Genomic DNA, 20,938 nt, shown 5'->3' with positions numbered 1-20,938 from the left:
GGAAAAAGGCTTAAGTATAAAGGGTTAAGGCCGTCTGAACGGGTATGGCGGCAAAATCGAAGCGCTTGGGTATGCGTTCAGACAGCGGCGTTTATTTCGTTTTGCTTTCCAATACATAATGCGCACCTGCATCTTGCGCCAAAATTTTGGAAAGTTCGGGCAGATTGTTTTGCAACTGTTCGGCAAGCATATAGGGCGGGTTGATGACGAACATACCGCTGCCGTGCATACCGAAACCGTCGCTGCGCGGCGTATGGACATGAAGCTCGGCGTGCAGATAATTGTCGGGAGCGATTTTTTTGAGTTCGTCCGGCAGTTTGCGGCTTTCTTCGCGGCTCAGGCAGGGATACCAAACCATGTAGCAGCCGGTTTCAAAGCGTTTCAAAGCATCTTTCAAAACTTGGACGACACGGCGGTAGTCTTGTTTTTCTTCGTAGGGCGGATCAATCAAGACGGCGGCGCGGCGCGGCGGAGGAGGCAGAAGTGAAATCAGGCCTTGGTAACCGTCCGCTTGGCTGACCTGTACTTTACGCGCAGGACGGACTTCGCGCATATTATTTTGCAAGTGGACAAAATCGGCAGGGTGCAGCTCAAAGAGGCGCATTTTGTCGCTGTCGCGCGTGATCGCCTGTGCCAGCCAAGGCGAGCCGCAGTAAAGGTTGTCTTGCGGCAGTATTTGTTTCAGACGGCCTACAAATTCGGCCAATTCGGCAGGCAGCTTGTCAGCTTGTTCCAAGAGCACAATGCCTTGTTTGTATTCGCCGACTTTTTGCGCTTCATCGCCGCTCAAATCATACAAACCGGCACCGCTGTGCGTATCGATATACCAATAAGGCTTGTCTTTGCGGTTGAAATATTCGAGGACAAGGAAGAGGGTAAAGTGCTTGAGCATATCGGCATGGTTGCCGGCATGGAAGGCGTGGCGGTAGCTGAGCATGATCGGGCTGCGGAAATAAAAAACCGATTATACCCCAAACCATCGCCATCACCGCTTTCAGACGGCCTTTGTGCCTGGAAAATGCTACAATATCCGCCTTATCGTACCATCGGAAAGAAGACATCATGTTTACAGGCATCGTACAAGGCATGGGCAAAATTACAGACATCGCCCAACCTTCGCCCGACTTTCGTACCCACACTGTCGAGCTGCCCCCCGAAATCGCCGACAATCTGCAAACCGGCGCCTCTGTTGCCAACAATGGCTGCTGCCTGACCATTACCCGAATCGACGGCAACAAAGTCAGCTTTGATTTGATGGACGAAACCTTACGCAAAACCAATCTCGGCAGCTTGAAAGTTGGTGACAGTGTCAATTTGGAACGCGCGGCGCGGTTTGGCGATGAAATCGGCGGTCATGTGATGAGCGGCCATGTGATGGCGGTTACCCGAATTTCCCGTATCGAATCCAGCGAGTTCAACCGCACAGTCTGGTTTGAGCTGCCGGAAAACCTCAAACCCTACATCCTGACCAAAGGCTTTGTCGGTTTGGACGGTTGCAGCCTGACCATAGGCGAAGTCAGCGACAGCGAATTTTGCGTACACCTGATTCCGGAGACTTTGGATCGTACCCTGTTTGGCAGCCGCAAAGAAGGCGACCTCATCAATATTGAAATCGATCCGCAAACCCAAGCCGTTGTCGATACCGTGATGCGTGTATTGGCACAAAAGGCCGTCTGAAAAAAAGAAAGCCAAAATGAAATTATCCAATTTTTTGAAAAAAGCGAATTCCGTTTTAAACCGTCTGGATTTAATCCTGCCTGACGAAGCCGGTAAAACCGACTGGCGTGCTTTAGCCTACCGTTGGCACAGCGTGGGTAAAAAAGGCATTTTGGAAAGCCTGCCGCGTCCGCATACGTTTCCTTTGAGCAGATTGGCGGCAGTCGGTTCGCAAACCGACAGGCTGAAACGCAATACCGAGCAATTTTTGGCAGGCCGTCCTGCAAATAATGTCTTGATGACCGGCGCGCGCGGTACGGGGAAATCCTCCTTGGTTAAAGCGTTGTTGCACGAATACGCTGAGCGCGGCCTGCGGCTGATTGAGGTGGATAAAAGCGATTTGATCAGTTTGCCGGCTTTGTTGACGCTGTTGTCCGAGCGTCCCGAGAAATTTATCGTCTTCTGCGATGATTTGTCGTTTGAAGCCGGCGATGAAACCTATAAAGCCTTGAAAACTGCTTTAGACGGTGGACTGTCGCAACGTTGCACCAATGTTTTGGTTTATGCCACTTCCAACCGCCGTCATTTAATTCCCGAATACATGGATGAAAACGGCGGTACTACGGGCATTCGCGGAGAAATCCATCAGAAAGAGGCCGTCGAGGAGAAAATCTCCCTTTCCGACCGCTTCGGCTTATGGCTGAGTTTTTATCCTTTTGATCAAAACGATTATTTGACCGCAGTTGCCAACTGGTTGGACGATTTCAATGTGCCTTTTGACGATACGGCGCGCCAAGCCGCGGTGCAATGGGCGCAAATGCGCGGCAGCCGTTCAGGCCGCTCGGCATGGCAGTTTGCCTGCGACTGGGCAGGTCGGTTGCCGGAAGAAAGAGTGCTGGATTAAGGCTGAAAAAAGCAAAGGCCGTCTGAATATGGTTTCAGACGGCCTTTTTGTATTTTTATTTATCCATCAGCGCAAGCATGAAGACAACCATTGCTGGCGTTGGCGCGGATTGAGCAGATGATAGAAGCGGTATTGGATTTCCATTTCATCTACCGCATAGTCCATGCTGGAGAGGTAGCGGTTTTCAACATAATCGCGGGCGGCGTTTGAGTCGAATGAGTCGCCGGAGAGGATTTTGATGATGGTTTGACGGCGGTTGCGGTCGGAGCGTACGGTTTTGCGGTAGGCTTTATCGTTGATTTGTTTGAAGTCGGTACGCAGGCGGCGCAGGGCGGCGTGTTGGTCGGCGGATAAATTGAGCTGTCGGATGTCGCAATTCGGGTGGAAGTCGTCCAAAGTGGCCAGAAACGGACCGGCATGTGCAGGCAGGCTGGAACAGAGTAGGGCGAGTGCTAAGAAAATAAAAGTCGGATAGCGGGAAAGTGCAACAGACACGGTGTTTTCCTAATGTTTCATCAGGTTTGGAAATATAACCGATAAGCGTGTGAAAGGCAGTATCAATGCAGTTAACTTTTGTTAATGATGTTAGATTTTTTTGAATGTGTATGTAATCTAATAATTTATTTTCAAAGCCTTATTATGTGATTATAAGTTTCATTAATGTATATGAAATGTAAATTCATAAAAATGACGGCAGAGATGTTGTCGGCGGCATACAACATAGGGTTAAAAATGCGATAATGACATCAGCTTTACTACAACAGAATAATGAAGTTTCATTAAAACTAAAATTCCCAGTAAAAAGTGAGGTTAAGTAATGTTAAAGCAAAGTTATTTGTTTAATATGTATGAGAAATTGCAATGGTGTTCTGATATTGAGCTTGGGATATCTAACTTTTTCCCTATGACATTAGATATGAATCTTGAAAATAGAAAATATTTATTTCAGGTCGGTATTGAGTTTGTTTATAGAGCTATAAAGTGTGGTTTATTAGAGTCATTAATTGATTTAGACTTTCCTTCTGGGGAATTGAACTCTTTGGAACATGAGTTTTCGATTATTGCTAATATAGAACTTACATCATTTGCTGATAATAATGAAATGTCATGCCAAGAAAGGGATATTTGGACAACAGAAATGTTAGAGGGCACTGATAAATTAAAATCTATTTGCCAGGATTGTTGTTTAATCGGATATGAAGAGTTTGATGAGAATGATCCTAGGTGGGAGATTTTTGTTCAGAAAATAGAAAAAATATTTTCTGAACAAAATTTGCCTTGGAATTTAGAACAGCCTTTGTTTACAGTAAAATATAAAAGATAGTTTAATTTCTAGGTATATAACAAAAGGAACACACTTTAGGAGAATAAACATGACCGACTACCGTATTGCCCCCAGTATTTTGTCTGCCGATTTTGCCCGCTTGGGCGAAGAGGTTGCCGAAGTTATCCGCGCCGGTGCGGATTTGATTCATTTTGATGTGATGGACAATCATTATGTGCCGAATCTGACTTTCGGCCCTATGGTTTGCGCGGCTTTGAAACCGTATGCAACCGTGCCGGTCGATGTGCATTTGATGGTTGAGCCGGTGGACGATTTGATTCATGCGTTTGCCAAAGCCGGTGCCAATATCATTACCTTTCATCCGGAAGCCAGCCGCCACATCGACCGCAGCTTGGGTTTGATTAAAGAATACGGCTGTCAGGCAGGTTTAGTATTGAATCCTGCTACGCCGGTCAATATTCTGGAAAACGTTTTGGACAAACTGGATATGGTGTTGCTGATGTCGGTCAACCCTGGCTTTGGCGGACAAAGCTTTATCCCGAATACGCTGGTGAAAATCCGCAAAGTGCGCGAGATGTTGGACGAGTATGAACGGCAAAGCGGCCGCCATATCGCCTTGGAAGTCGATGGCGGCGTGAAGACAGACAATATTGCTGAAATTGCGGCGGCAGGTGCGGATACGTTTGTGGCCGGTTCGGCGATTTTTGGCAAACCGGATTACAAAGCCGTTATCGATGAAATGCGTCAACAGTTGGCGCAAGTCGGATAACTAAGCCGGGATATTCTTGGTTTCCAAACTTTAAATAATCAATGTTTAATATTAAAGGCCGTCTGAAATGATTTTCAGACGGCCTTTTGTTTTAGCCTAAACCCTTACAGCGGCCATTTCAATGCTGGATTGTTTTCAATGACTGCTTTGAATTGGTTTTGGATACGTTCAATCGCTTCTTGCGTATCCGCTTCAAAACGCAATACCAAAATCGGCGTGGTATTGGAAGCACGCATCAGGCCGAAGCCGTCAGGGAATTCAACGCGCAAGCCGTCGATGGTGATGATTTCGGTCGCACCTTCAAACTTGGCATTGGCAGCCAGCTCTTCAATCACTTTGTGGCCGTTGCTGCCTTCCGGCAGGTCGATGTTGAGTTCCGGAGTGGAAATGCTTTGCGGTAGCTTGTTCAACACTTCGGACGGATTGTCGAAGGCAGACAGGATTTCCAAGAGGCGTGCGCCGGCATACATACCATCGTCGAAGCCGAACCAGCGTTCTTTAAAGAAAACGTGGCCGCTCATTTCGCCGGCAACCAGTGCGCCGGTTTTTTTCATGGTGGATTTGATGAAGCTGTGGCCGGTTTTTTCCATCACAGGTTCGCCGTCGTGTTCTTTAATCCAAGGCGCGAGCAGGCGGGTGGATTTGACGTCGAAAATCACTTTGGCTTTAGGATTGCGGCTCAACACGTCTTGCGCGAAAAGCATCAGTTGGCGGTCTGGATAGATGATGTTGCCATCTTTGGTGACCACGCCCAAGCGGTCGGCATCGCCGTCAAATGCCAAGCCGATTTCGGCATCGCTGTTTTTGAGCTCGACAATGAGGTCTTGCAGGTTTTTCGGTTTGGAAGGATCAGGGTGGTGATGAGGGAAATTGCCGTCCACTTCGCAGAAAAGTTCGGTCACTTCATTGCCCAAACCTTTGTAGAGTTTGCCTGCAAATGCGCCGCCGACACCGTTGCCCGCGTCAATCACGATTTTCATCGGGCGTTTGAGCTTGATGTGGCCGACGATGTTGTTGTGGTATTCGCCGGAGATGTCTTTTTCGGTTACGTTGCCTTGTTTGTCGGCGGCAACAAAACCGTCTTTCTCAACAATAGCTAAAAGTTCTTGAATGGCTTCGCCTGCGAGCGTGTCGCCGCCGAGCATCATTTTGAAACCATTGTAATCGGGCGGATTGTGGCTGCCGGTAATCATCACGCCGCTGCCGCCGCATTCGTTGATGGCTGCGAAGTAGAGCATAGGGGTGGCAACCATGCCGACGTTGAGGACGTCGATGCCGCTGTCTGTAAAACCGCGTTGAATTTGTGCCATCAGGCCGGGACCGCTCAAACGGCCGTCGCGACCGAGTGCGATGCGGGTAATGCCTTTTTCGGAGGCTTTGGTGGCAATGGCTTTACCGATTAAATAGGCAGCTTCGTCGGTCAGGGTTTTACCGACGATGCCTCGGATGTCGTAGGCTTTGAAAATGTCGCGGGCGATATTTGCCATGTGGATTTCCTTTGAATTTAAGGGAAAATAATAGGCGTTATTCTAACACGGCTAAAAGGCCGTCTGAAGAATTCAGGCGGCCTTTTGTCGTTACATCAAAGAACAGTGTTGCTTGGACGAATCAATTGTTGAAAGTGTTGCACTGGTTGATGTCGCCGCTTTCCAAACCGCGCTTGAGCCAAGTCATGCGTTCTTCGGACGAGCCGTGGGTAAAGCTGTCGGGAACGACATAGCCCTGAGCCTGTTTCTGCAAGCGGTCGTCGCCGACGGATTCGGCGGCAAGCATCGCTTTTTGAATGTCTTCGGCTTTGAAGATATTGTTGTTGACGGCGTAGTGTCCCCAAATACCGGCGAAACAGTCGGCCTGCAATTCGAGTTTGACGGAAAGGGCATTGGCCTCTTTTTTGCCGACTTGTTGTTGCATTTTGTGGACTTTAGGCAGAATGCCGAGCAGGTTTTGAACGTGATGGCCGACTTCATGGGCAATAACGTAGGCAAACGCGGCATCGCTGGCGGATTCGAGCTTGGTGCGCATGTCTTCGTAGAAACTCAAATCCAAATAAACTTTTTGGTCGCCCGGGCAGTAAAACGGACCCATGGCAGATTGGCCCGTACCGCAGGCGGTGGACGTACCGCCTTCATACAACACCATGGTCGTCGGTGTATAGCGTTGGCCGTGTTGTTGGAAATATTTGCCCCATGCTTTTTCCGTATCGGCAAGGACGACGCGGGACAGTTCGTTCAACTCGGCTTCTTGTTGGCTGTCGAGTCGGGTAGCTTGCTGGGTAGGAATGCCCATCGAAGATGAGCCGCCAACTAAACCGCTCAAATCCACGCCGTAATATGCACCAACCAAAACCACGATAATGCCGAGTATGCCCGGCGTTTTGCCGCCACCGCCGCCGCCACGGCTTCCGCGGCGATCTTCTACGTTTTGGCTTTGCTCACGACCTTTCCAATCCATAATGCGTATCCTGTGTAGTTTTCATGCGGCGGATTATACTATGGAATGTCAAATGTGTTTGATCGAATTGTGAATATTGCTGGAGGCCGTCTGAACATGCGACATCTGGAAAGTGAAAACGGCAGTATCTTTCAGACGGCCTTGGTGTTTGTTAGAATGAACAAACCTACTATTGGGAGATACAAGATGAAAGTCAGCAGTAAAGCTATTGTCAACGGCGAATTTGAAGACAAATACGGCAAGCGCGGCAACCAGTTCAGCCCGAGCGGTATGCCTTCTTATTCGATTCCTTTTGAGATCGAAGATGCGCCTGAAGGAACAAAATCGTTTGCTGTGGTGTTGGAAGACAAAGATGCCATTTCAGCATCAGGTTTCGTATGGACGCATTGGTTGATTTCGGATTTGAAACGTACTTCCGTAGCAGAAAATGAAAGTATTTCTGCAACAGATTTTACGCAGGGCGCGAACACTTGGGCGAGCGCATTGGGTAAATTTGAAATTGAAGAGGCTTCTTTTTACGGCGGTATGGCGCCACCGAACAACCGTCATCGTTATGAACTGATTGTGTACGCGCTGGATACTGTTTTGGATTTGCCGCGCGGTTTCCGCTTTAATGAGCTACATTTTGCCATGCAGGGCCATGTGTTGGATTCGGCATGCGTGGTCGGTACTTATGATGTGTGACGGTATGCGTCATTATTGAAAAACAGCCCGTCCGTTTTTAATTCGGACAGGCTGTTTTTATGGGAAATCAAATCAATTAAACCACTTCGGCTTTAGTGATGATGACAGGCTCGCTTGGTACGTCGTCGTGATAGCCGTGACGTTTGGTAGAAACGCCTTCGATGGCATCGACAACGTCAAAACCGTCAACGACTTTACCGAATACGGCATAGCCCCAGTCTTGGACTACGGTTTTGCCGTACAGCTCTTTAGAACGGAAGTTCAGGAAAGCGTTGTCGGCAGTGTTGATGAAGAATTGCGCGCTGGCAGAGTGAGGATCGGAAGTACGCGCCATGGCGATGGTGTATTTTTCGTTAGGCAAACCGTTGGACGCTTCGTTTTGAATCGGATCGCGGGTTTCTTTTTCGTTCATGTTTTCATCCATGCCGCCGCCTTGAATCATGAAGCCTTTGATGACGCGGTGGAAGATTACGCCGTCATAGAAGCCGTCTTTAACGTATTGCTCGAAGTTTTTAGCAGTAACGGGGGCTTTGTCGAAATCGAGTTCGATTTTGATGTCGCCTTTGTTGGTGTGCAGGATAATCATGGGTTTCCTTTCGTTAGAATCCGGTTTTGAATCATTCGTTAAATTGTGTCTGAACGACAAACTTCAAGGCCGTCTGAAAAATATTCTTTCAGACGGCCTTGAAGTTTGGGTCGATGGTTTACATCAGTACAACATAAGCCCACAGAGCAACCAATACCACGCAGAGGATGTTCAGCAATAAGCCGACATTCATCATTTCGCGTTGTTTAATCAAGCCTGTACCGAACACAATCGCGTTAGGCGGTGTGGCAACCGGCAGCATGAAGGCACAAGATGCGCCGACACCGATCACGAATACCAAGACTTGTTCAGGCAGGCCCATTTGCGCGGCGATGCTGGCGAAAATAGGCACAAGCAGGGCGGCGGAAGCCGTGTTACTGGTGAACTCGGTCAGGAAGATGATGAAGGTGGCAACCACGAAAATCACCAGCAATGCAGGAGAATGGGAGAACGTGGAAGCGACTTGCTGACCCAATGCTTCAGATGCGCCGGAGGATTGCAGCAACGCGCTCAAGCTGATACCGCCACCGAAGAGCATCAATACACCCCAGTCGGTATTGCGGGCAACTTCTTTCCATTGCGCCACGCCGAATACGACGACGGCAACGGCGGCAATCAGGGCGATAACGGTATCAGGGTTGGAAATGCCGAATGCGGCTTTGATTTTGGAGCTGAATACCCAAGCGATGGCTGCAGCCAAGAAAATCAACAGCGCGATAACGCGGTGCAAAGTCCAAGGGATAGATTCGGCTTTAACTTCCACGCGCTCGTTCAAATTAGGCTTGAGGATGACGTACATGGAGAACAGCATCAGCGGCAGAATCAACAGCATCATCGGCAGGCCGAGCTTCATCCAGCCGACGAAGTCCAAGTTCAGCGCTTTGGCGGCAATCATGTTTGGCGGAGAACCGACCACGGTACCCAAGCCGCCGATACTGGCGCAGTAGGCGATACCGAGCAGGACGAAAACGTAGGTTTTGCGTTCTTTTTCTTGATCGAGGTGGCTCATCATACCCATTGCCAAAGGCAGCATCATCGCGGCAGTCGCAGTATTACTGATCCACATAGACAGGAAGGCGGTAACGGCAAACAGCATCAATACGGCAACTTTCATATTGCCGCGGGACAGGCGCAACAGGCTGACGGCAATTTTACGGTCGAGACGTTGCATGTGCAGGGCGGTTGCAAGCGCGAAGCCGCCAAAGAAGATATAAATCGTCGGGTCGGAGAAACCTGACATTGCTTTTTTGATGTCCATATCTGGGAAGCCGAGTACAACGGCAAGGATAGGGATCATCAGCGCGGTAACGGTAATGTGTACGGCTTCGGTAAACCAAAGTGCCGCAACAAAAATCAACAGCGCAATACCTTTGTTGGCGTCGGGGCTGTAAGGAAGGATGTAATAAATGCCGAAGCAGACAACAGCAGAGATAATGGTCGTCAGCAGTCCTTTAAAGTCGGTAATCGGCTTCTGTGCACTGAGAAGCTCGACGTTCTCAGGATGCTGAGTCTTATCCTTGGCGTTTAAGTCCATGATGTATTCCTCTGAAACATGATTGGTTTTTCTTTTCAGCCGTACGTTCAGACGGCCTAATAGGCGACAGTATATTTGTAATTTAATGTAGTGTAAACAAATTGTAAATTGTTTTTTAAAAATGAAATGAAAACCGGATAAGCAGCAAGAAAACTGCTTATCCGGCGGAGTGAAGACCCATCGTGGGTCAATAAGAATCAGGATAAATCGGTAAACTGCCAAAATTACGGCAGAGTCAGTAATACCATCCTGATTTATATGGATTTAAACGTTTTGCGTCAGATTGTCTTGTTCCTTAAACAACAAGCCGCAAACGGCCAGACCTGCCGCCGCCAGCAAGGCTCCGGCAATGCCGATATTGGAAAGGCCGAACCAAACGGTTACATAATGTCCCAAAAGCGCACCGCCACCGATGCCGACATTGTACAAACCTGAATAAATCGAGTTGGCCACATCTGTTGCATCCGAGGCAAATGCCAAGACTTTCGACACCATGCCCAAGCTGACGATGACGATGGCCACGCCCCAAATAAACACCAGCGCGTACACCGCATAAGGGAAAGAGGCAAACGGCAGAAGCAGCAGGGCAGAGAGCAGGATGACCGCCACCGCGCCAAGCATAAACAGGCGTTGTGATTTGGCAAACCATTTGCCAAACAGATAAGAAGCGGCGAAGCCTGCCAAACCGTACAGGCTCAAAACGATGGTGACTTGTTCAGCCTTAAATCCGCCAACTTGCAACACAAAAGGCTCGATATAGCTGTATGCCGTGAAATGTGCCGTAATAATCAACACCGTCATGGCATAAAGCAACATCAGGTTGCGGCGTTTGAACAAACTCGGCAGGCTGCTTAAAGAGCCGGTATTTTGGCTGGGTAAAGCAGGCAGGTTTTTGGCCAACACCAGCATTACGCCGGCAGCACAGACGCCGATCAGCAGGAAGCTGAGCTGCCAGCCGAAGTATTGCCCAACCACGCGCCCCAGCGGAATACCCAAAACCATCGCTAAAACCGTACCCGTACTGAGCAAGCCCAAAGCCTGATTGGTTTTGCCGGCGGGCGCAAGCCGTACCGCCAAAGAAGCCGTAATCGACCAAAATACCGCGTGTGTCAGCGCAATACCGATACGGCTGATCAAGAGGATGTTGAAGTTCCAAGAAAAAAACGACAGCGCGTGAAACAGCGCAAATAGTGCGAACAGCATCAGCAATAATTTGCGCCGTTCGATGTTTTTCGTCATCAGCATCAGCGGCAGCGATAGGAGCGCAACAATCCACGCATACACCGTAATCATCATGCCCACTTCCGTTGCCGCTTTGCCAAAGCTCTGACCGATATCGCTCAAAAGCGCAATCGGAATGTATTCGGTGGTATTGAAAATAAACGCTCCCACCGCCAGAGCGCATACGCTAACCCATTGTTTGAATGTTGAAGTCATTATTATGTCCGTTTGATGAAGCAAAAGGTGTTATTGTACGCCTATCTGCATTTTTCAGACGGCCTTAATAAAGAATTTGCAAGCTGTTTGCGTAAGGAGTAAAGTATTTGGTAACCATATTTGTGTGAATGAAAGGAAATACAAATGCAAACTGTTACCCTCAACATCGACGGCATGACCTGCGGCGGCTGCGTGAAAAGCGTAACCCGTCTTTTGGAAGGCGTAGAAGGCGTGGAAAAAGCAGAAGTCAGCTTGGAAAACAAAAATGCAGTGATTACTTTTGATGAAAGCAAGACAAATACCGATGCGCTGATTGATGCCGTAGAAGACGGCGGCTATGATGTGGCTTTGTAACCGATAAGCGTATTTTGAAAAGGCCGTCTGAAACGCTTCAGACGGCCTCTGTCTCTTGATAACTTACTTTTTGCCATTATTTGGATTACACCGCCACACGGGTAAACAAAAGTTTTCGCGCATATCTGAAGCAAAGCGGCGGCAAGTGGCTGCCGTATTACGACGAGGCCTGTACCAAACCGTTAGCGGCCGACTAAGGCTACCTGAAAAGTTTCAGGTAGCCTGTTTCTATTCTGCCCAAGCCGCCTAACGCTCCTCCAGCCCGGCCAAAATCGCACAATCCGGGCAGTCGTCTCCCGCGCAGGCATCGTGCCAACGTTGCAGCTCGGCCACCATGCCCTGCAAGCGTTCGATTTTGGCTTCCAGCTCGGCGATGTGCCGCGCGGTGAGCGTTTTCACTTCGCGGCTGGTGCGCTGCGGGTTGTGTTGCAGGCTCAAAAGCTGCCCGATCTGCGGCAGCGAAAAGCCCACTTCCCGCGCATGGCGGATAAAGCGCAGTCGGGCAAGGTCGGCCTGTCCGTAGCGGCGGTAGTCCGCTTCGCTGCGCGCGGCCGGGGCGATTAGGCCGTGTTTTTCGTAGTCGCGGATTTGTTTGGCGGAAAGGCCGCTCTCGGCCGCGGCCTGGCTGATGTTCATCATGATGCTTGACCTTTACTTCGGGTAAAGCTTTATAGTGGCGGCACTTAGCGGGAAAGCAAGAGCAGACCCATCATTTCAGGTTACCTGAAAGCTTTGGCTGCAACGGGCTTTAAAACCTCAGCCTCATTCCAACAGAAAGGAAACCCTATGCAAACCATCACATTAAACATCGAAGGCATGACCTGCGGCGGCTGCGTGAAAAGCGTTACCAGCATCCTCGAAGGCGTAAACGGCGTGGACAAGGCCGAAGTGAGCCTGGAAAACAAGAATGCCGTCGTGGAATTCGACCCCGCCCAAACCAACCCCGCCGCGCTGATAGAAGCGGTGGAAGACGGCGGCTTTGATGCGGCTTTGTAAATCGAATCGCAACAAATCGACTGCAACACCCCAAAGGCTACCTGAAAACCCTGCCCCGCTTTTTTCAGGTAGCCCAACCACATTCAGAAGGAAGAAACCATGCAACAAAAAGTCCGTTTTCAAATCGAAGGCATGACCTGTCAGGCCTGCGCTTCGCGTATTGAAAAAGTGTTGAACAAAAAAGATTTTGTCGAATCGGCAGGGGTGAACTTTGCCAGCGAGGAGGCGCAGGTTACGTTTGACGACAGCAAAACTTCCGCAGCCGACATTGCCAAAATCATTGAGAAAACCGGTTACGGCGCGAAGGAAAAAACGGAAGACGCGCTGCCGCAGCCCGAAGAAACAGCGCATGTAAGCTGGAGGCTGTGGCTTTTGCTGGCCATTAATATCCCGTTCTTAATCGGCATGACAGGCATGATGATCGGGCGGCACGATTGGATGATTCCGCCTGTATGGCAATTTGTACTGGCAAGTGTTGTGCAGCTTTGGCTGGCAATCCCGTTTTACAAAAGCGCGTGGGCGAGCATTAAAGGCGGACTGGCGAATATGGACGTACTTGTTACCATCGGTACAGTGTCGATTTATCTGTATTCTGTCTATATGCTGTTTTTCAGTCCGCATGCGGCGCATGGCATGGCGCATGTGTATTTTGAAGCAGGCGTGATGGTGATTGGTTTTGTGTCGCTGGGCAAATTTTTGGAACACCGCACCAAAAAATCCAGCTTGAACAGCTTGGGCTTGCTGCTCAAACTCACGCCGACCCAAGTCAATGTACAACGCAACGGCGAATGGCAACAGCTTCCCATCGACCAAGTACAAATCGGCGACCTTATCCGCGCCAATCACGGCGAACGCATTGCCGCCGACGGCATCATCGAGAGCGGCAGCGGTTGGGCGGACGAGAGCCATCTTACCGGCGAATCCAACCCCGAAGAGAAAAAGGTGGGCGGCAAAGTGTTGGCAGGTGCGCTGATGACCGAAGGCAGCGTGGTATACCGCGCTACGCAGCTCGGCAGCCAAACCCTGCTCGGCGACATGATGAATGCGCTCTCTGAAGCACAAGGCAGTAAAGCACCGATTGCGCGCGTAGCCGATAAAGCGGCGGCGGTATTCGTGCCTGCCGTCGTGGGCATTGCGCTTTTGACTTTTATCGTTACTTGGCTGGTGAAAGGCGATTGGACGGTGGCGCTGATGCACGCCGTCGCCGTTTTGGTGATTGCCTGCCCGTGCGCGCTCGGTCTGGCAACGCCCGCCGCGATTATGGTCGGCATGGGCAAAGCAGTGAAACACGGCATTTGGTTTAAAGACGCGGCGGCAATGGAAGAAGCCGCCCACGTCGATGCCGTCGTGCTGGACAAAACCGGCACGCTGACCGAAGGCAGGCCGCAGGTTGCCGCCGTTTATTGCGTTCCCGACAGTGGCTTTGACGAAGACGCTTTGTACCGCATCGCCGCCGCCGTCGAACAAAACGCCGCTCATCCGCTTGCCCGCGCCATCGTTTCCGCCGCCCAAGCGCGCGGCTTGGAGATTCCTGCCGCACAAAACGCGCAAACCGTTGTCGGCGCAGGCATTACCGCCGAAGTGGACGGCGTGGGTTTGGTGAAAGCAGGCAAAGCCGAATTTACCGAACTGACCTTGCCGAAGTTTTCAGACGGCGTTTGGGATATTGCAAGCATTGTTGCAGTCTCAGTCGATAACAAACCTATCGGCGCATTCGCACTTGCCGACGCGTTGAAAGCCGATACCGCCGAAGCCATAGGCCGTCTGAAAAAACACAATATCGATGTCTATATTATGAGCGGCGACAACCAAGGCACGGTCGAATACGTCGCCAAACAACTGGGTATCGCACACGCCTTTGGCAACATGAGTCCGCGCGATAAAGCTGCCGAAGTGCAGAAACTCAAAGCTGCCGGCAAAACCGTGGCGATGGTCGGCGACGGCATCAACGACGCTCCCGCACTCGCCGCCGCAAACGTCAGCTTCGCCATGAAAGGCGGTGCGGACGTTGCCGAACACACCGCATCCGCTACGCTGATGCAGCATTCGGTTAATCAGCTCGCCGATGCCCTGCTGGTGTCGCAGGCAACTTTGAAAAACATTAAGCAAAACCTGTTTTTCGCCTTCTTCTACAATATTTTGGGCATTCCGCTTGCCGCACTCGGCTTTTTAAACCCCGTCATCGCAGGCGCGGCAATGGCGGCAAGCTCGGTTTCCGTGTTGAGCAATGCCTTGCGCCTGAAACGAGTGAATATTGAGTGATAATATAAAGGCCGTCTGAAGATTGTTTTTTCAGACGGCCTGTCATCAAGTATTTTTGAAGGAATAATCAGATGAAAACACTTCGTTTATTGTTTGGCTTAGTATTGGTTGCTACTGCGTTTAGCGTGCAGGCTGAGGATTACAGCGAGAAGCAGCACGATAAGCTGATACGGGAATGCAATCGGAACAATCTGGAGAGTTGCGTCACTGCGGCCATTTGGATGCGCGATTATCTTGAAGCGCCTGCTCATGCGTATCCGTTTCTGAAAAAAGCCTGCGATGGCGGCAATATGCGCGGCTGCAATGTTTTGGGTAATCTGTATCTCAATCCGTCCAGCAGTTTGGGCATGGATTATGCTGCAGCGGTCAAGCTCTACGAGCGAGCCTGTAAAGGCGGTTATGAAAATGCCTGTACTAATCTTGAAGAAACTAAAGCAGAGATGGCGCAAGGCACTACATCAGACCGCGACAGCCGTTTAAACCAACTGAGCGAATCTTGTGCTTTGGAAAACGAAGCTGCTTGTCAGGCGTTAATGATGGAAATGCAACGTTGAGCGTCACGCTGAGGCCGTTTGAAGACTGTTTTTCAGACGGCTTTTAATCCATATTTTCTGATTTTGAGACCCACGCGGGAGTATGTCGTATGGACATGATGTTGTTTACCAATATTGTATTGATTGTTTTATGTATTTTTACCATGTTGCTGGTGTGGTCGCGCAACTGGAAACGCAAGCAGGCGTATTTTGAGAAAATCAAAAGCAATCCGGAAAACCTCAAGTGGGTTGGGCAAAATCTGACCGGTCAGGAATGGAAGGATTTGAAAGCCGTGAGCGACCGTTTTGGGCTGCCCATGTTGCAGGCCAAGCAATTAATTGATTTTTATAAAAACAGTCAGCTCTAATTGATGATTTAACGATAGAACTTGACTGAAGTTAAGGCCGTCTGAAATAGCACTCTTATAATAATATAAGTGATATTTCAGACGGCCTTGCTGTTGATTCAAATAAAGGGAGGAGAACAAAAATGACCGTTTACTTAATCGGCGACTCCGTTCGGCTTGCTTCGGAGCCTTACACGCGCGCCGCTTTGCCTGAGGTGGATATTGTTTCTCCATCGGAAAACTGCCGTTCGTCGCATGATGTGTTAGAGCATATCAGGCAATGGACAGAGGGCGCGACTGTGGGAGACATTATCCACATCAATTGCGGTTTGCACGACATCCGCCATAATCAAGGCTGTAATGAGCCGGTGGCCGATATAAAAACCTATCGCAGCAACCTGATTCAAATTTTCGATTATCTGAAACAGACAGGGGCAAAAATTATTTGGGCGAGCAGTACGCCGTTTTTGGAAAGCGTACACAATATCGTCAAACCCTCGCGCCGCTATCTGGCCGACTTGAAGGCCTATAACCGTGTGGCGGAGGATTTGGCAAGGCAATATGGTTTTACCGTCAATGATTTATACAGTCTGATGTTTGAGCAGGATTTGACCGATGTGATGCTGTGCGATGGACTTCATTTCAATGAGTTCGGCAGCAAGATGATAGGCGAGGCAGTAGCCGAAGCGATATTGAAACAGTTGTGCTAACTTGACGTAATCCATTTTTATTATGTTTTTAATATTGAGACAGACTTTAAGTTGCAACCCAATATCTATTGGGGTATAGTGATTACTCTTATCAACATGAAACTAAGAAGGAATAAATGATGACTGGCAAATTAGATCAAATCAGCGGTGAAGTAAAAGAGAAAGCCGGCGAAGTTCTTGACGATTCCAAACTCAAAGCTGAAGGCGTAGTTCAACAAGGCGTCGGTAAGACAAAAGAAGTTGCTGCGGATGCTAAAGAAAAAGCAGAAAACTTTGCAGGTGAAGCCAAAGAAAAAGCGGCGCACTTCGCAGGCGAGGCTAAAGAAAAAGTAGAAAACTTTGCAGGTGAAGCTAAAGAAAAAGCAGCTCATTTAGCCGGTGAAGCCAAAGAGAAAGTAGCACACTTGGCTGAAGAAGCCAAAGAAAAAGCTGAAGGCTTGATTAATGATATTAAAAGCAAATTTTAATATTTAAAGAATAAAAGGCCGTCTGAAAGATTTTTCAGACGGCCTTTGTTTATGGTTTTAAAGTTTAGGCAAACTGTTTGCCAAATTCGATAAACTCGTCTTTTTTGGCTTTGGCTTTGCCGGAGTCGATGGCTTCTTGCGCGGCTTTGACACCGTCCGCCAGCGATGCGACCACATTTCCTGCGTAGAGCGCGGCGGCTGCATTGAGGACGACGATGTCGCGTGCGGCACCGACTTTGCCATCCAGCACTTCGTTCATTTTTTGCAGGGATTCTTGCGCGTTTTCGACTTTGATTTCGTCCAAATTGCGGCGGATTTCCATGCCGAAATCGGCCGGGCTGATATCGTATTCGGTGATTTTGCCGTCTTTCAGTTCGGCAACACGGGTTTTGCCGGTCAGCGTGATTTCATCCAAACCGCCTTCGCCGCACACGACCAAAACATGTTTGGAGCCAAGCTGTTGCAATACGCGGGAAAGAATGCCGCACAAGTCGATGTGGAACACGCCCAAAAGTTGGTTTGCCGCACCGGCCGGATTGGTCAGCGGGCCCAAGATATTGAAGATGCTACGGAAACCGAGCGAACGGCGGACAGGAGCAACATAGCGCATGGCGCTGTGGTGGTTGGGCGCGAACATAAAGCCGATGCCGGTTTGCTGAATGCTTTGGGCAACCTGTTCGGGGTTGAGGTTGAGGTTGGCACCCATTTGTTCCATAACATCAGCAGCACCGCTGGATGAAGAAACGGAGCGGCCGCCGTGTTTGGCGACTTTCGCACCTGCCGCAGCCGCGACAAACATGGAAGTCGTGGAAATATTGAAGGTTTTGGCACCGTCGCCACCCGTGCCGACAATATCGACCAAGTCATCGGCGTTTTCCAGAGGCACTTTGGTGGCAAATTCGCGCATCACGCTGGCTGCGGCGGTAATCTCGGAAACGGTTTCAACTTTAATCCGCAGGCCGGTCAGAATGGCGGCGATTTGCTCGGGCGGAACTTGGCCGCTCATGATTTGGCGCATGAGGTCGGTCATTTCATCGTAGAAAAGTTCGTTGTTGCTGATGAGGCGTTCAATCGCTTGTTGAGGGGTAATCATGATTTTTCCTTTGTTCGTGTCCGATGTGATTCAGGCTGTCTGAAAATGCGGTTTGAACACTGTCAAACACCTTTCAGACGGCCTTTTATTAAGATTTTTGTGGGCGATAGTCTTTGAATTCTTCCAAGAAGTTTTTCAGCATATCGTGGCCGTGTTCGGTCAGCAGGGCTTCGGGGTGGAACTGTACGCCTTCGACGGCATATTCTTTGTGGCGTACGCCCATGATTTCGCCGTCTTCCGTCCATGCGGTAATTTCGAGGCAGTCGGGCAGGGTGGCGCGGTCGATGGCCAGGCTGTGGTAGCGCGTGCAGTTGACCGGATTGGGCAGGTCTTTAAACATGCCTGTGCCGTGATGGAAAACGGGGGAGACTTTGCCGTGCATCATTGTTTGCGCGCGCACGACATTGCCGCCGAACGCTTCGCCCATGGTTTGATGGCCGAGGCACACGCCCATGACGGGCAGCCTGCCGGCAAAGTGCTGCATGGCCGCAACAGAAATGCCTGCCTCTTTAGGGGAGCAAGGGCCGGGGCCGATGACCAGATATTGCGGTTTCAGGGCTTCGATTTCTTCGATGGTGATTTCATCGTTGCAGCGTACCAAAACTTCCTGCCCCAATTCGGCAAAGTATTGGACGATGTTGTAGGTGAAGCTGTCGTAGTTATCAATGAATAAAAGCATTTGCAAACCTTTAATGACATTTCGGCAGACAGGGTAAGGTCTGCCAAAATTGTAAAAATCGTTTATGTTTGCATAATATCACAATCTTTACCTAAAGGCCGTCTGAAACGGCGGATAAGACAAAACAGCTAAAAAATGCTATGCTTTACGCTTTGAACCTAATCTGTTTGAAGTGATGAAAAAGTATCTTATCCCGACTGCCGCCGTCGTTGTCGCCGCTGCGCTCGGCACGCCTTATTATCTTGGTGTCAAAGCGGAAGAAAGCCTGACCGAGCAACAAAAGCTGTTGCAGGAATCCGGTTTCCTGACCGTTGAGTCCCACCAATACGATCGCGGCTGGTTCAGTTCAACCGAGACGACCGTCATCCGCCTCAAACCGACCCTGCTTCAAAATACGCAAAAATACCTGCCGGACAATTTGAAAACCGTCCTGCAAGAGCCGATTACGGTCGTCAACCACGTAACACACGGCCCGTTTGCCGGCGGCTTCGGTACGCGTGCCCATGTGGAAACCGAGTTCCAATACCATCCGGAAACCAAAAAAGTTTTAGACCGCTTCTTCGGCCAGCAAACGCCGTTGACCATGACCAATACGGTTTACCTTTCCGGCGACGGCAAACTCAGCCTCAATATTCCCGCCTTCGATTATGAAGAGCTTTCCGGTATCAAGCTCAACTGGAAAGGCTTTAGCGGCAATACCGATTACAGCCAAGGCTTCAAAAGCTATCGCCACGATTACCTTGCGCCGTCTTTACAAGTCAAATTGGCCGACAAAGGCGATGTGTCTTTGGAAAACCTGCGCTTCCAATCCGAGACGGAAGACGGCCTGACCAAGCTTGCTTTGGGCAAGAGCAGCATTACGCTGGATAAATTCCTGCTGCAATGGAAAGAAAACATCGATTACAACGTTAAGTTGAATGAGTTGGTCAACCTTGTGACCAACCTGCAAATCGGTGCATTTATCAATCCGACCGGCACGATTGCTCCGTCTAAAATCGAAGTCAACAAACTGCGTTTCGATACCCAGACCAGCGAAGTCGATAAATTCATCAACAGTGAAGGCCGCTTCCAATTTGAAAGCCTGACTTATGGCGAAGACAAATACGGCCCTCTGGACATCAATGTCGCTGCTGAGCATTTGGATGCGGCATCACTTTTGGCATTGAAAAACAAAATTGCCGAAGTGTCCGTGAAGAAAATGAGCGAAGAAGAAATTCAGGCTTCCTTGATTCAGACGGCCAAAAACGAGGCTTCGGGCCTGTTTACCAATAATCCGGTTTTGAACGTCAAAACCTTCAAATTCACCATGCCTCATGGTGATGTCGATGTCAGCGGCAAACTCGCGTTTAAAGGTTTGACGGCCAAAGACCTCAACAGCCTGGGCGATATGCTGAAAAAAACCGAAGCCGACTTCAACATGAGCGTACCGCAAAAATTGTTGGAACAACTCGCCGTCAACCAAGCAAGCAGCCTGTTTAGCGTCAATGCCGAAGATGAAGCCGCAGGCCGTGCCAGCATCGACGATATCAACGAGACCTTGCGCCTGATGGTGGACAGCACCATTAAAAGCATGGCAAGTGAGAAATATCTGACCTTAGAAAACGATAATGTCAAAACCCATCTGACTCTGCAAAACAGCGAGTTGAAATTAAACGGAAAAGTTCTTCAAAGCGACCCGGAACCCGAGTTTGACGAATCAGACTTTCCCAATAACTAATCCTCAATCACACAAACAGCGGTTTTAACTTCCCGGAAGTTAAAACCGCAAATCAACCCACAATCAAAAAGGAAACCCATGTTCCGTACCATGCTCGGCGGCAAAATCCACCGTGCCACCGTTACCGAAGCCGACCTCAACTACGTCGGCAGCATTACCGTTGACCAAGACCTACTGGATGCGGCAGGTATTTGCGTTAACGAAAAAGTCGCCATCGTCAACAATAACAACGGCGAACGTCTTGAAACATACACCATCCCCGGCGAACGCGGCAGCGGTGTCGTTTGCCTCAATGGCGCGGCCGCGCGTTTGGTTCAAAAAGGCGACATCGTAATTATCATGTCTTACGTTATGTTGTCCGAGCCTGAAATTGCAGCGCATGAGCCGAAAGTCGTCCTCGTCGATGAGAACAATAAAATCCGCGACGTGATTTCTTATGAGCCGCCGCACACCGTGTTGTAATATTCAAACAAA

General features: G+C 49.6%; 24 protein-coding genes. 14 read left to right on the top strand and 10 right to left on the bottom strand.

What is annotated here, in order from left to right:
• Positions 1 to 91 precede the first annotated feature (91 nt).
• Positions 92 to 937, bottom strand: coding sequence for a 23S rRNA (adenine(2030)-N(6))-methyltransferase RlmJ (locus CYJ98_RS04795; protein ID WP_101755550.1), 846 nt, complete (start codon positions 935 to 937; stop codon positions 92 to 94).
• Between the two features lie 125 nt (positions 938 to 1,062).
• On the opposite strand from CYJ98_RS04795, the gene CYJ98_RS04790 reads away from it, so the two are divergent.
• Both CYJ98_RS04790 and CYJ98_RS04785 read left to right on the top strand, forming a co-directional pair.
• On the top strand, positions 1,063 to 1,677 hold the full coding sequence (locus CYJ98_RS04790; RefSeq protein WP_101755549.1) for a riboflavin synthase subunit alpha: 615 nt from the start codon (positions 1,063 to 1,065) through the stop codon (positions 1,675 to 1,677).
• Between the two features lie 16 nt (positions 1,678 to 1,693).
• The gene (locus tag CYJ98_RS04785; RefSeq protein WP_101755548.1) at positions 1,694 to 2,560 is read left to right on the top strand and encodes an ATP-binding protein; all 867 of its coding nucleotides are present in this window, start codon (positions 1,694 to 1,696) and stop codon (positions 2,558 to 2,560) included.
• 66 nt (positions 2,561 to 2,626) lie between these two features.
• Here CYJ98_RS04785 and CYJ98_RS04780 read toward each other — a convergent pair whose 3' ends face one another.
• On the bottom strand, positions 2,627 to 3,055 hold the full coding sequence (locus CYJ98_RS04780) for a Spy/CpxP family protein refolding chaperone (protein WP_003683375.1): 429 nt from the start codon (positions 3,053 to 3,055) through the stop codon (positions 2,627 to 2,629).
• A 322-nt stretch (positions 3,056 to 3,377) separates the two neighbouring features.
• Between CYJ98_RS04780 and CYJ98_RS04775 the strand changes: the two genes are divergently transcribed.
• On the top strand, positions 3,378 to 3,884 hold the full coding sequence (locus tag CYJ98_RS04775; protein WP_070646854.1) for a hypothetical protein: 507 nt from the start codon (positions 3,378 to 3,380) through the stop codon (positions 3,882 to 3,884).
• 49 nt (positions 3,885 to 3,933) lie between these two features.
• Positions 3,934 to 4,614: a ribulose-phosphate 3-epimerase gene (gene rpe, locus CYJ98_RS04770; RefSeq protein ID WP_036490579.1), complete on the top strand. Its 681-nt coding sequence runs from the start codon at positions 3,934 to 3,936 to the stop codon at positions 4,612 to 4,614.
• A gap of 104 nt (positions 4,615 to 4,718) precedes the next feature.
• Here rpe and CYJ98_RS04765 read toward each other — a convergent pair whose 3' ends face one another.
• Both CYJ98_RS04765 and CYJ98_RS04760 read right to left on the bottom strand, forming a co-directional pair.
• A complete protein-coding gene (locus tag CYJ98_RS04765; protein WP_101755547.1) occupies positions 4,719 to 6,101 on the bottom strand; it encodes a phosphomannomutase/phosphoglucomutase in 1,383 nt (460 codons plus the stop codon).
• A 121-nt stretch (positions 6,102 to 6,222) separates the two neighbouring features.
• A complete protein-coding gene (locus CYJ98_RS04760; protein ID WP_101755546.1) occupies positions 6,223 to 7,065 on the bottom strand; it encodes a neutral zinc metallopeptidase in 843 nt (280 codons plus the stop codon).
• A 186-nt stretch (positions 7,066 to 7,251) separates the two neighbouring features.
• On the opposite strand from CYJ98_RS04760, the gene CYJ98_RS04755 reads away from it, so the two are divergent.
• Positions 7,252 to 7,749 (top strand): YbhB/YbcL family Raf kinase inhibitor-like protein, encoded by a 498-nt coding sequence (locus CYJ98_RS04755; RefSeq protein WP_101755545.1) that lies wholly within the window; start codon positions 7,252 to 7,254, stop codon positions 7,747 to 7,749.
• A 76-nt stretch (positions 7,750 to 7,825) separates the two neighbouring features.
• On the opposite strand, the gene CYJ98_RS04750 is transcribed toward CYJ98_RS04755, so the two are convergent.
• The 3 genes from CYJ98_RS04750 to CYJ98_RS04740 all read right to left on the bottom strand — a co-directional run bounded on the left by CYJ98_RS04750 (position 7,826) and on the right by CYJ98_RS04740 (position 11,306).
• Positions 7,826 to 8,335 (bottom strand): peptidylprolyl isomerase, encoded by a 510-nt coding sequence (locus CYJ98_RS04750; protein ID WP_004519830.1) that lies wholly within the window; start codon positions 8,333 to 8,335, stop codon positions 7,826 to 7,828.
• A 118-nt stretch (positions 8,336 to 8,453) separates the two neighbouring features.
• Positions 8,454 to 9,869, bottom strand: coding sequence for an SLC13 family permease (locus CYJ98_RS04745; protein WP_101755544.1), 1,416 nt, complete (start codon positions 9,867 to 9,869; stop codon positions 8,454 to 8,456).
• A gap of 264 nt (positions 9,870 to 10,133) precedes the next feature.
• A complete protein-coding gene (locus CYJ98_RS04740; protein WP_101755543.1) occupies positions 10,134 to 11,306 on the bottom strand; it encodes a sugar transporter in 1,173 nt (390 codons plus the stop codon).
• A 144-nt stretch (positions 11,307 to 11,450) separates the two neighbouring features.
• Between CYJ98_RS04740 and CYJ98_RS04735 the strand changes: the two genes are divergently transcribed.
• Positions 11,451 to 11,660 carry a heavy-metal-associated domain-containing protein gene (locus tag CYJ98_RS04735; protein ID WP_101755542.1) on the top strand — a complete coding sequence of 70 codons (210 nt, stop codon included), beginning with the start codon at positions 11,451 to 11,453 and terminating at the stop codon, positions 11,658 to 11,660.
• A gap of 246 nt (positions 11,661 to 11,906) precedes the next feature.
• Here CYJ98_RS04735 and cueR read toward each other — a convergent pair whose 3' ends face one another.
• Complete coding sequence (gene cueR / locus CYJ98_RS04730) at positions 11,907 to 12,299, bottom strand: Cu(I)-responsive transcriptional regulator (protein WP_101755541.1); 393 nt, start codon at positions 12,297 to 12,299, stop codon at positions 11,907 to 11,909.
• 147 nt (positions 12,300 to 12,446) lie between these two features.
• Between cueR and CYJ98_RS04725 the strand changes: the two genes are divergently transcribed.
• The 6 genes from CYJ98_RS04725 (at position 12,447) to CYJ98_RS04700 (ending at position 16,975) form a co-directional block, all read left to right on the top strand.
• On the top strand, positions 12,447 to 12,656 hold the full coding sequence (locus CYJ98_RS04725) for a heavy-metal-associated domain-containing protein (RefSeq protein WP_003674677.1): 210 nt from the start codon (positions 12,447 to 12,449) through the stop codon (positions 12,654 to 12,656).
• 99 nt (positions 12,657 to 12,755) lie between these two features.
• Positions 12,756 to 14,918: a heavy metal translocating P-type ATPase gene (locus tag CYJ98_RS04720; RefSeq protein ID WP_101755540.1), complete on the top strand. Its 2,163-nt coding sequence runs from the start codon at positions 12,756 to 12,758 to the stop codon at positions 14,916 to 14,918.
• A gap of 71 nt (positions 14,919 to 14,989) precedes the next feature.
• On the top strand, positions 14,990 to 15,472 hold the full coding sequence (locus CYJ98_RS04715; RefSeq protein ID WP_101755539.1) for a sel1 repeat family protein: 483 nt from the start codon (positions 14,990 to 14,992) through the stop codon (positions 15,470 to 15,472).
• Between the two features lie 89 nt (positions 15,473 to 15,561).
• Positions 15,562 to 15,819, top strand: coding sequence for a hypothetical protein (locus CYJ98_RS04710; RefSeq protein ID WP_049333330.1), 258 nt, complete (start codon positions 15,562 to 15,564; stop codon positions 15,817 to 15,819).
• A 122-nt stretch (positions 15,820 to 15,941) separates the two neighbouring features.
• Positions 15,942 to 16,508: an SGNH/GDSL hydrolase family protein gene (locus tag CYJ98_RS04705; RefSeq protein WP_070460885.1), complete on the top strand. Its 567-nt coding sequence runs from the start codon at positions 15,942 to 15,944 to the stop codon at positions 16,506 to 16,508.
• 119 nt (positions 16,509 to 16,627) lie between these two features.
• Positions 16,628 to 16,975 (top strand): CsbD family protein, encoded by a 348-nt coding sequence (locus CYJ98_RS04700; RefSeq protein WP_036490595.1) that lies wholly within the window; start codon positions 16,628 to 16,630, stop codon positions 16,973 to 16,975.
• A 64-nt stretch (positions 16,976 to 17,039) separates the two neighbouring features.
• Here the strand turns inward: CYJ98_RS04700 and trpD are convergent, their stop codons facing one another.
• Positions 17,040 to 18,068: an anthranilate phosphoribosyltransferase gene (trpD, locus tag CYJ98_RS04695; RefSeq protein WP_003747072.1), complete on the bottom strand. Its 1,029-nt coding sequence runs from the start codon at positions 18,066 to 18,068 to the stop codon at positions 17,040 to 17,042.
• An 88-nt stretch (positions 18,069 to 18,156) separates the two neighbouring features.
• Entirely contained in the window at positions 18,157 to 18,747 is a 591-nt protein-coding gene (locus CYJ98_RS04690) for an aminodeoxychorismate/anthranilate synthase component II (protein ID WP_003683598.1), read from the bottom strand.
• Between the two features lie 175 nt (positions 18,748 to 18,922).
• On the opposite strand from CYJ98_RS04690, the gene CYJ98_RS04685 reads away from it, so the two are divergent.
• Both CYJ98_RS04685 and panD read left to right on the top strand, forming a co-directional pair.
• Complete coding sequence (locus CYJ98_RS04685) at positions 18,923 to 20,464, top strand: YdgA family protein (RefSeq protein WP_101755538.1); 1,542 nt, start codon at positions 18,923 to 18,925, stop codon at positions 20,462 to 20,464.
• A 78-nt stretch (positions 20,465 to 20,542) separates the two neighbouring features.
• Positions 20,543 to 20,926: an aspartate 1-decarboxylase gene (gene panD / locus CYJ98_RS04680; protein ID WP_003678944.1), complete on the top strand. Its 384-nt coding sequence runs from the start codon at positions 20,543 to 20,545 to the stop codon at positions 20,924 to 20,926.
• Positions 20,927 to 20,938: the final 12 nt, after the last annotated feature.

This window comes from Neisseria perflava (genome assembly GCF_002863305.2).
GTDB lineage: Bacteria > Pseudomonadota > Gammaproteobacteria > Burkholderiales > Neisseriaceae > Neisseria > Neisseria perflava_A.
The sequence above is the reverse complement of the archived record's forward strand: the minus strand, read 5'-3'. Positions and strand labels throughout refer to the sequence as shown.

Coding starts and splice junctions, on each gene's coding strand:
- CYJ98_RS04795 (WP_101755550.1), bottom strand. CDS start 937: ATGCTCAGCTACCGCCACGCCTTCCATGCCGGCAACCATGCCGATATG.
- CYJ98_RS04790 (WP_101755549.1), top strand. CDS start 1,063: ATGTTTACAGGCATCGTACAAGGCATGGGCAAAATTACAGACATCGCC.
- CYJ98_RS04785 (WP_101755548.1), top strand. CDS start 1,694: ATGAAATTATCCAATTTTTTGAAAAAAGCGAATTCCGTTTTAAACCGT.
- CYJ98_RS04775 (WP_070646854.1), top strand. CDS start 3,378: ATGTTAAAGCAAAGTTATTTGTTTAATATGTATGAGAAATTGCAATGG.
- rpe (WP_036490579.1), top strand. CDS start 3,934: ATGACCGACTACCGTATTGCCCCCAGTATTTTGTCTGCCGATTTTGCC.
- CYJ98_RS04765 (WP_101755547.1), bottom strand. CDS start 6,101: ATGGCAAATATCGCCCGCGACATTTTCAAAGCCTACGACATCCGAGGC.
- CYJ98_RS04760 (WP_101755546.1), bottom strand. CDS start 7,065: ATGGATTGGAAAGGTCGTGAGCAAAGCCAAAACGTAGAAGATCGCCGC.
- CYJ98_RS04755 (WP_101755545.1), top strand. CDS start 7,252: ATGAAAGTCAGCAGTAAAGCTATTGTCAACGGCGAATTTGAAGACAAA.
- CYJ98_RS04750 (WP_004519830.1), bottom strand. CDS start 8,335: ATGATTATCCTGCACACCAACAAAGGCGACATCAAAATCGAACTCGAT.
- CYJ98_RS04745 (WP_101755544.1), bottom strand. CDS start 9,869: ATGGACTTAAACGCCAAGGATAAGACTCAGCATCCTGAGAACGTCGAG.
- CYJ98_RS04740 (WP_101755543.1), bottom strand. CDS start 11,306: ATGACTTCAACATTCAAACAATGGGTTAGCGTATGCGCTCTGGCGGTG.
- CYJ98_RS04735 (WP_101755542.1), top strand. CDS start 11,451: ATGCAAACTGTTACCCTCAACATCGACGGCATGACCTGCGGCGGCTGC.
- cueR (WP_101755541.1), bottom strand. CDS start 12,299: ATGATGAACATCAGCCAGGCCGCGGCCGAGAGCGGCCTTTCCGCCAAA.
- CYJ98_RS04725 (WP_003674677.1), top strand. CDS start 12,447: ATGCAAACCATCACATTAAACATCGAAGGCATGACCTGCGGCGGCTGC.
- CYJ98_RS04720 (WP_101755540.1), top strand. CDS start 12,756: ATGCAACAAAAAGTCCGTTTTCAAATCGAAGGCATGACCTGTCAGGCC.
- CYJ98_RS04715 (WP_101755539.1), top strand. CDS start 14,990: ATGAAAACACTTCGTTTATTGTTTGGCTTAGTATTGGTTGCTACTGCG.
- CYJ98_RS04710 (WP_049333330.1), top strand. CDS start 15,562: ATGGACATGATGTTGTTTACCAATATTGTATTGATTGTTTTATGTATT.
- CYJ98_RS04705 (WP_070460885.1), top strand. CDS start 15,942: ATGACCGTTTACTTAATCGGCGACTCCGTTCGGCTTGCTTCGGAGCCT.
- CYJ98_RS04700 (WP_036490595.1), top strand. CDS start 16,628: ATGACTGGCAAATTAGATCAAATCAGCGGTGAAGTAAAAGAGAAAGCC.
- trpD (WP_003747072.1), bottom strand. CDS start 18,068: ATGATTACCCCTCAACAAGCGATTGAACGCCTCATCAGCAACAACGAA.
- CYJ98_RS04690 (WP_003683598.1), bottom strand. CDS start 18,747: ATGCTTTTATTCATTGATAACTACGACAGCTTCACCTACAACATCGTC.
- CYJ98_RS04685 (WP_101755538.1), top strand. CDS start 18,923: ATGAAAAAGTATCTTATCCCGACTGCCGCCGTCGTTGTCGCCGCTGCG.
- panD (WP_003678944.1), top strand. CDS start 20,543: ATGTTCCGTACCATGCTCGGCGGCAAAATCCACCGTGCCACCGTTACC.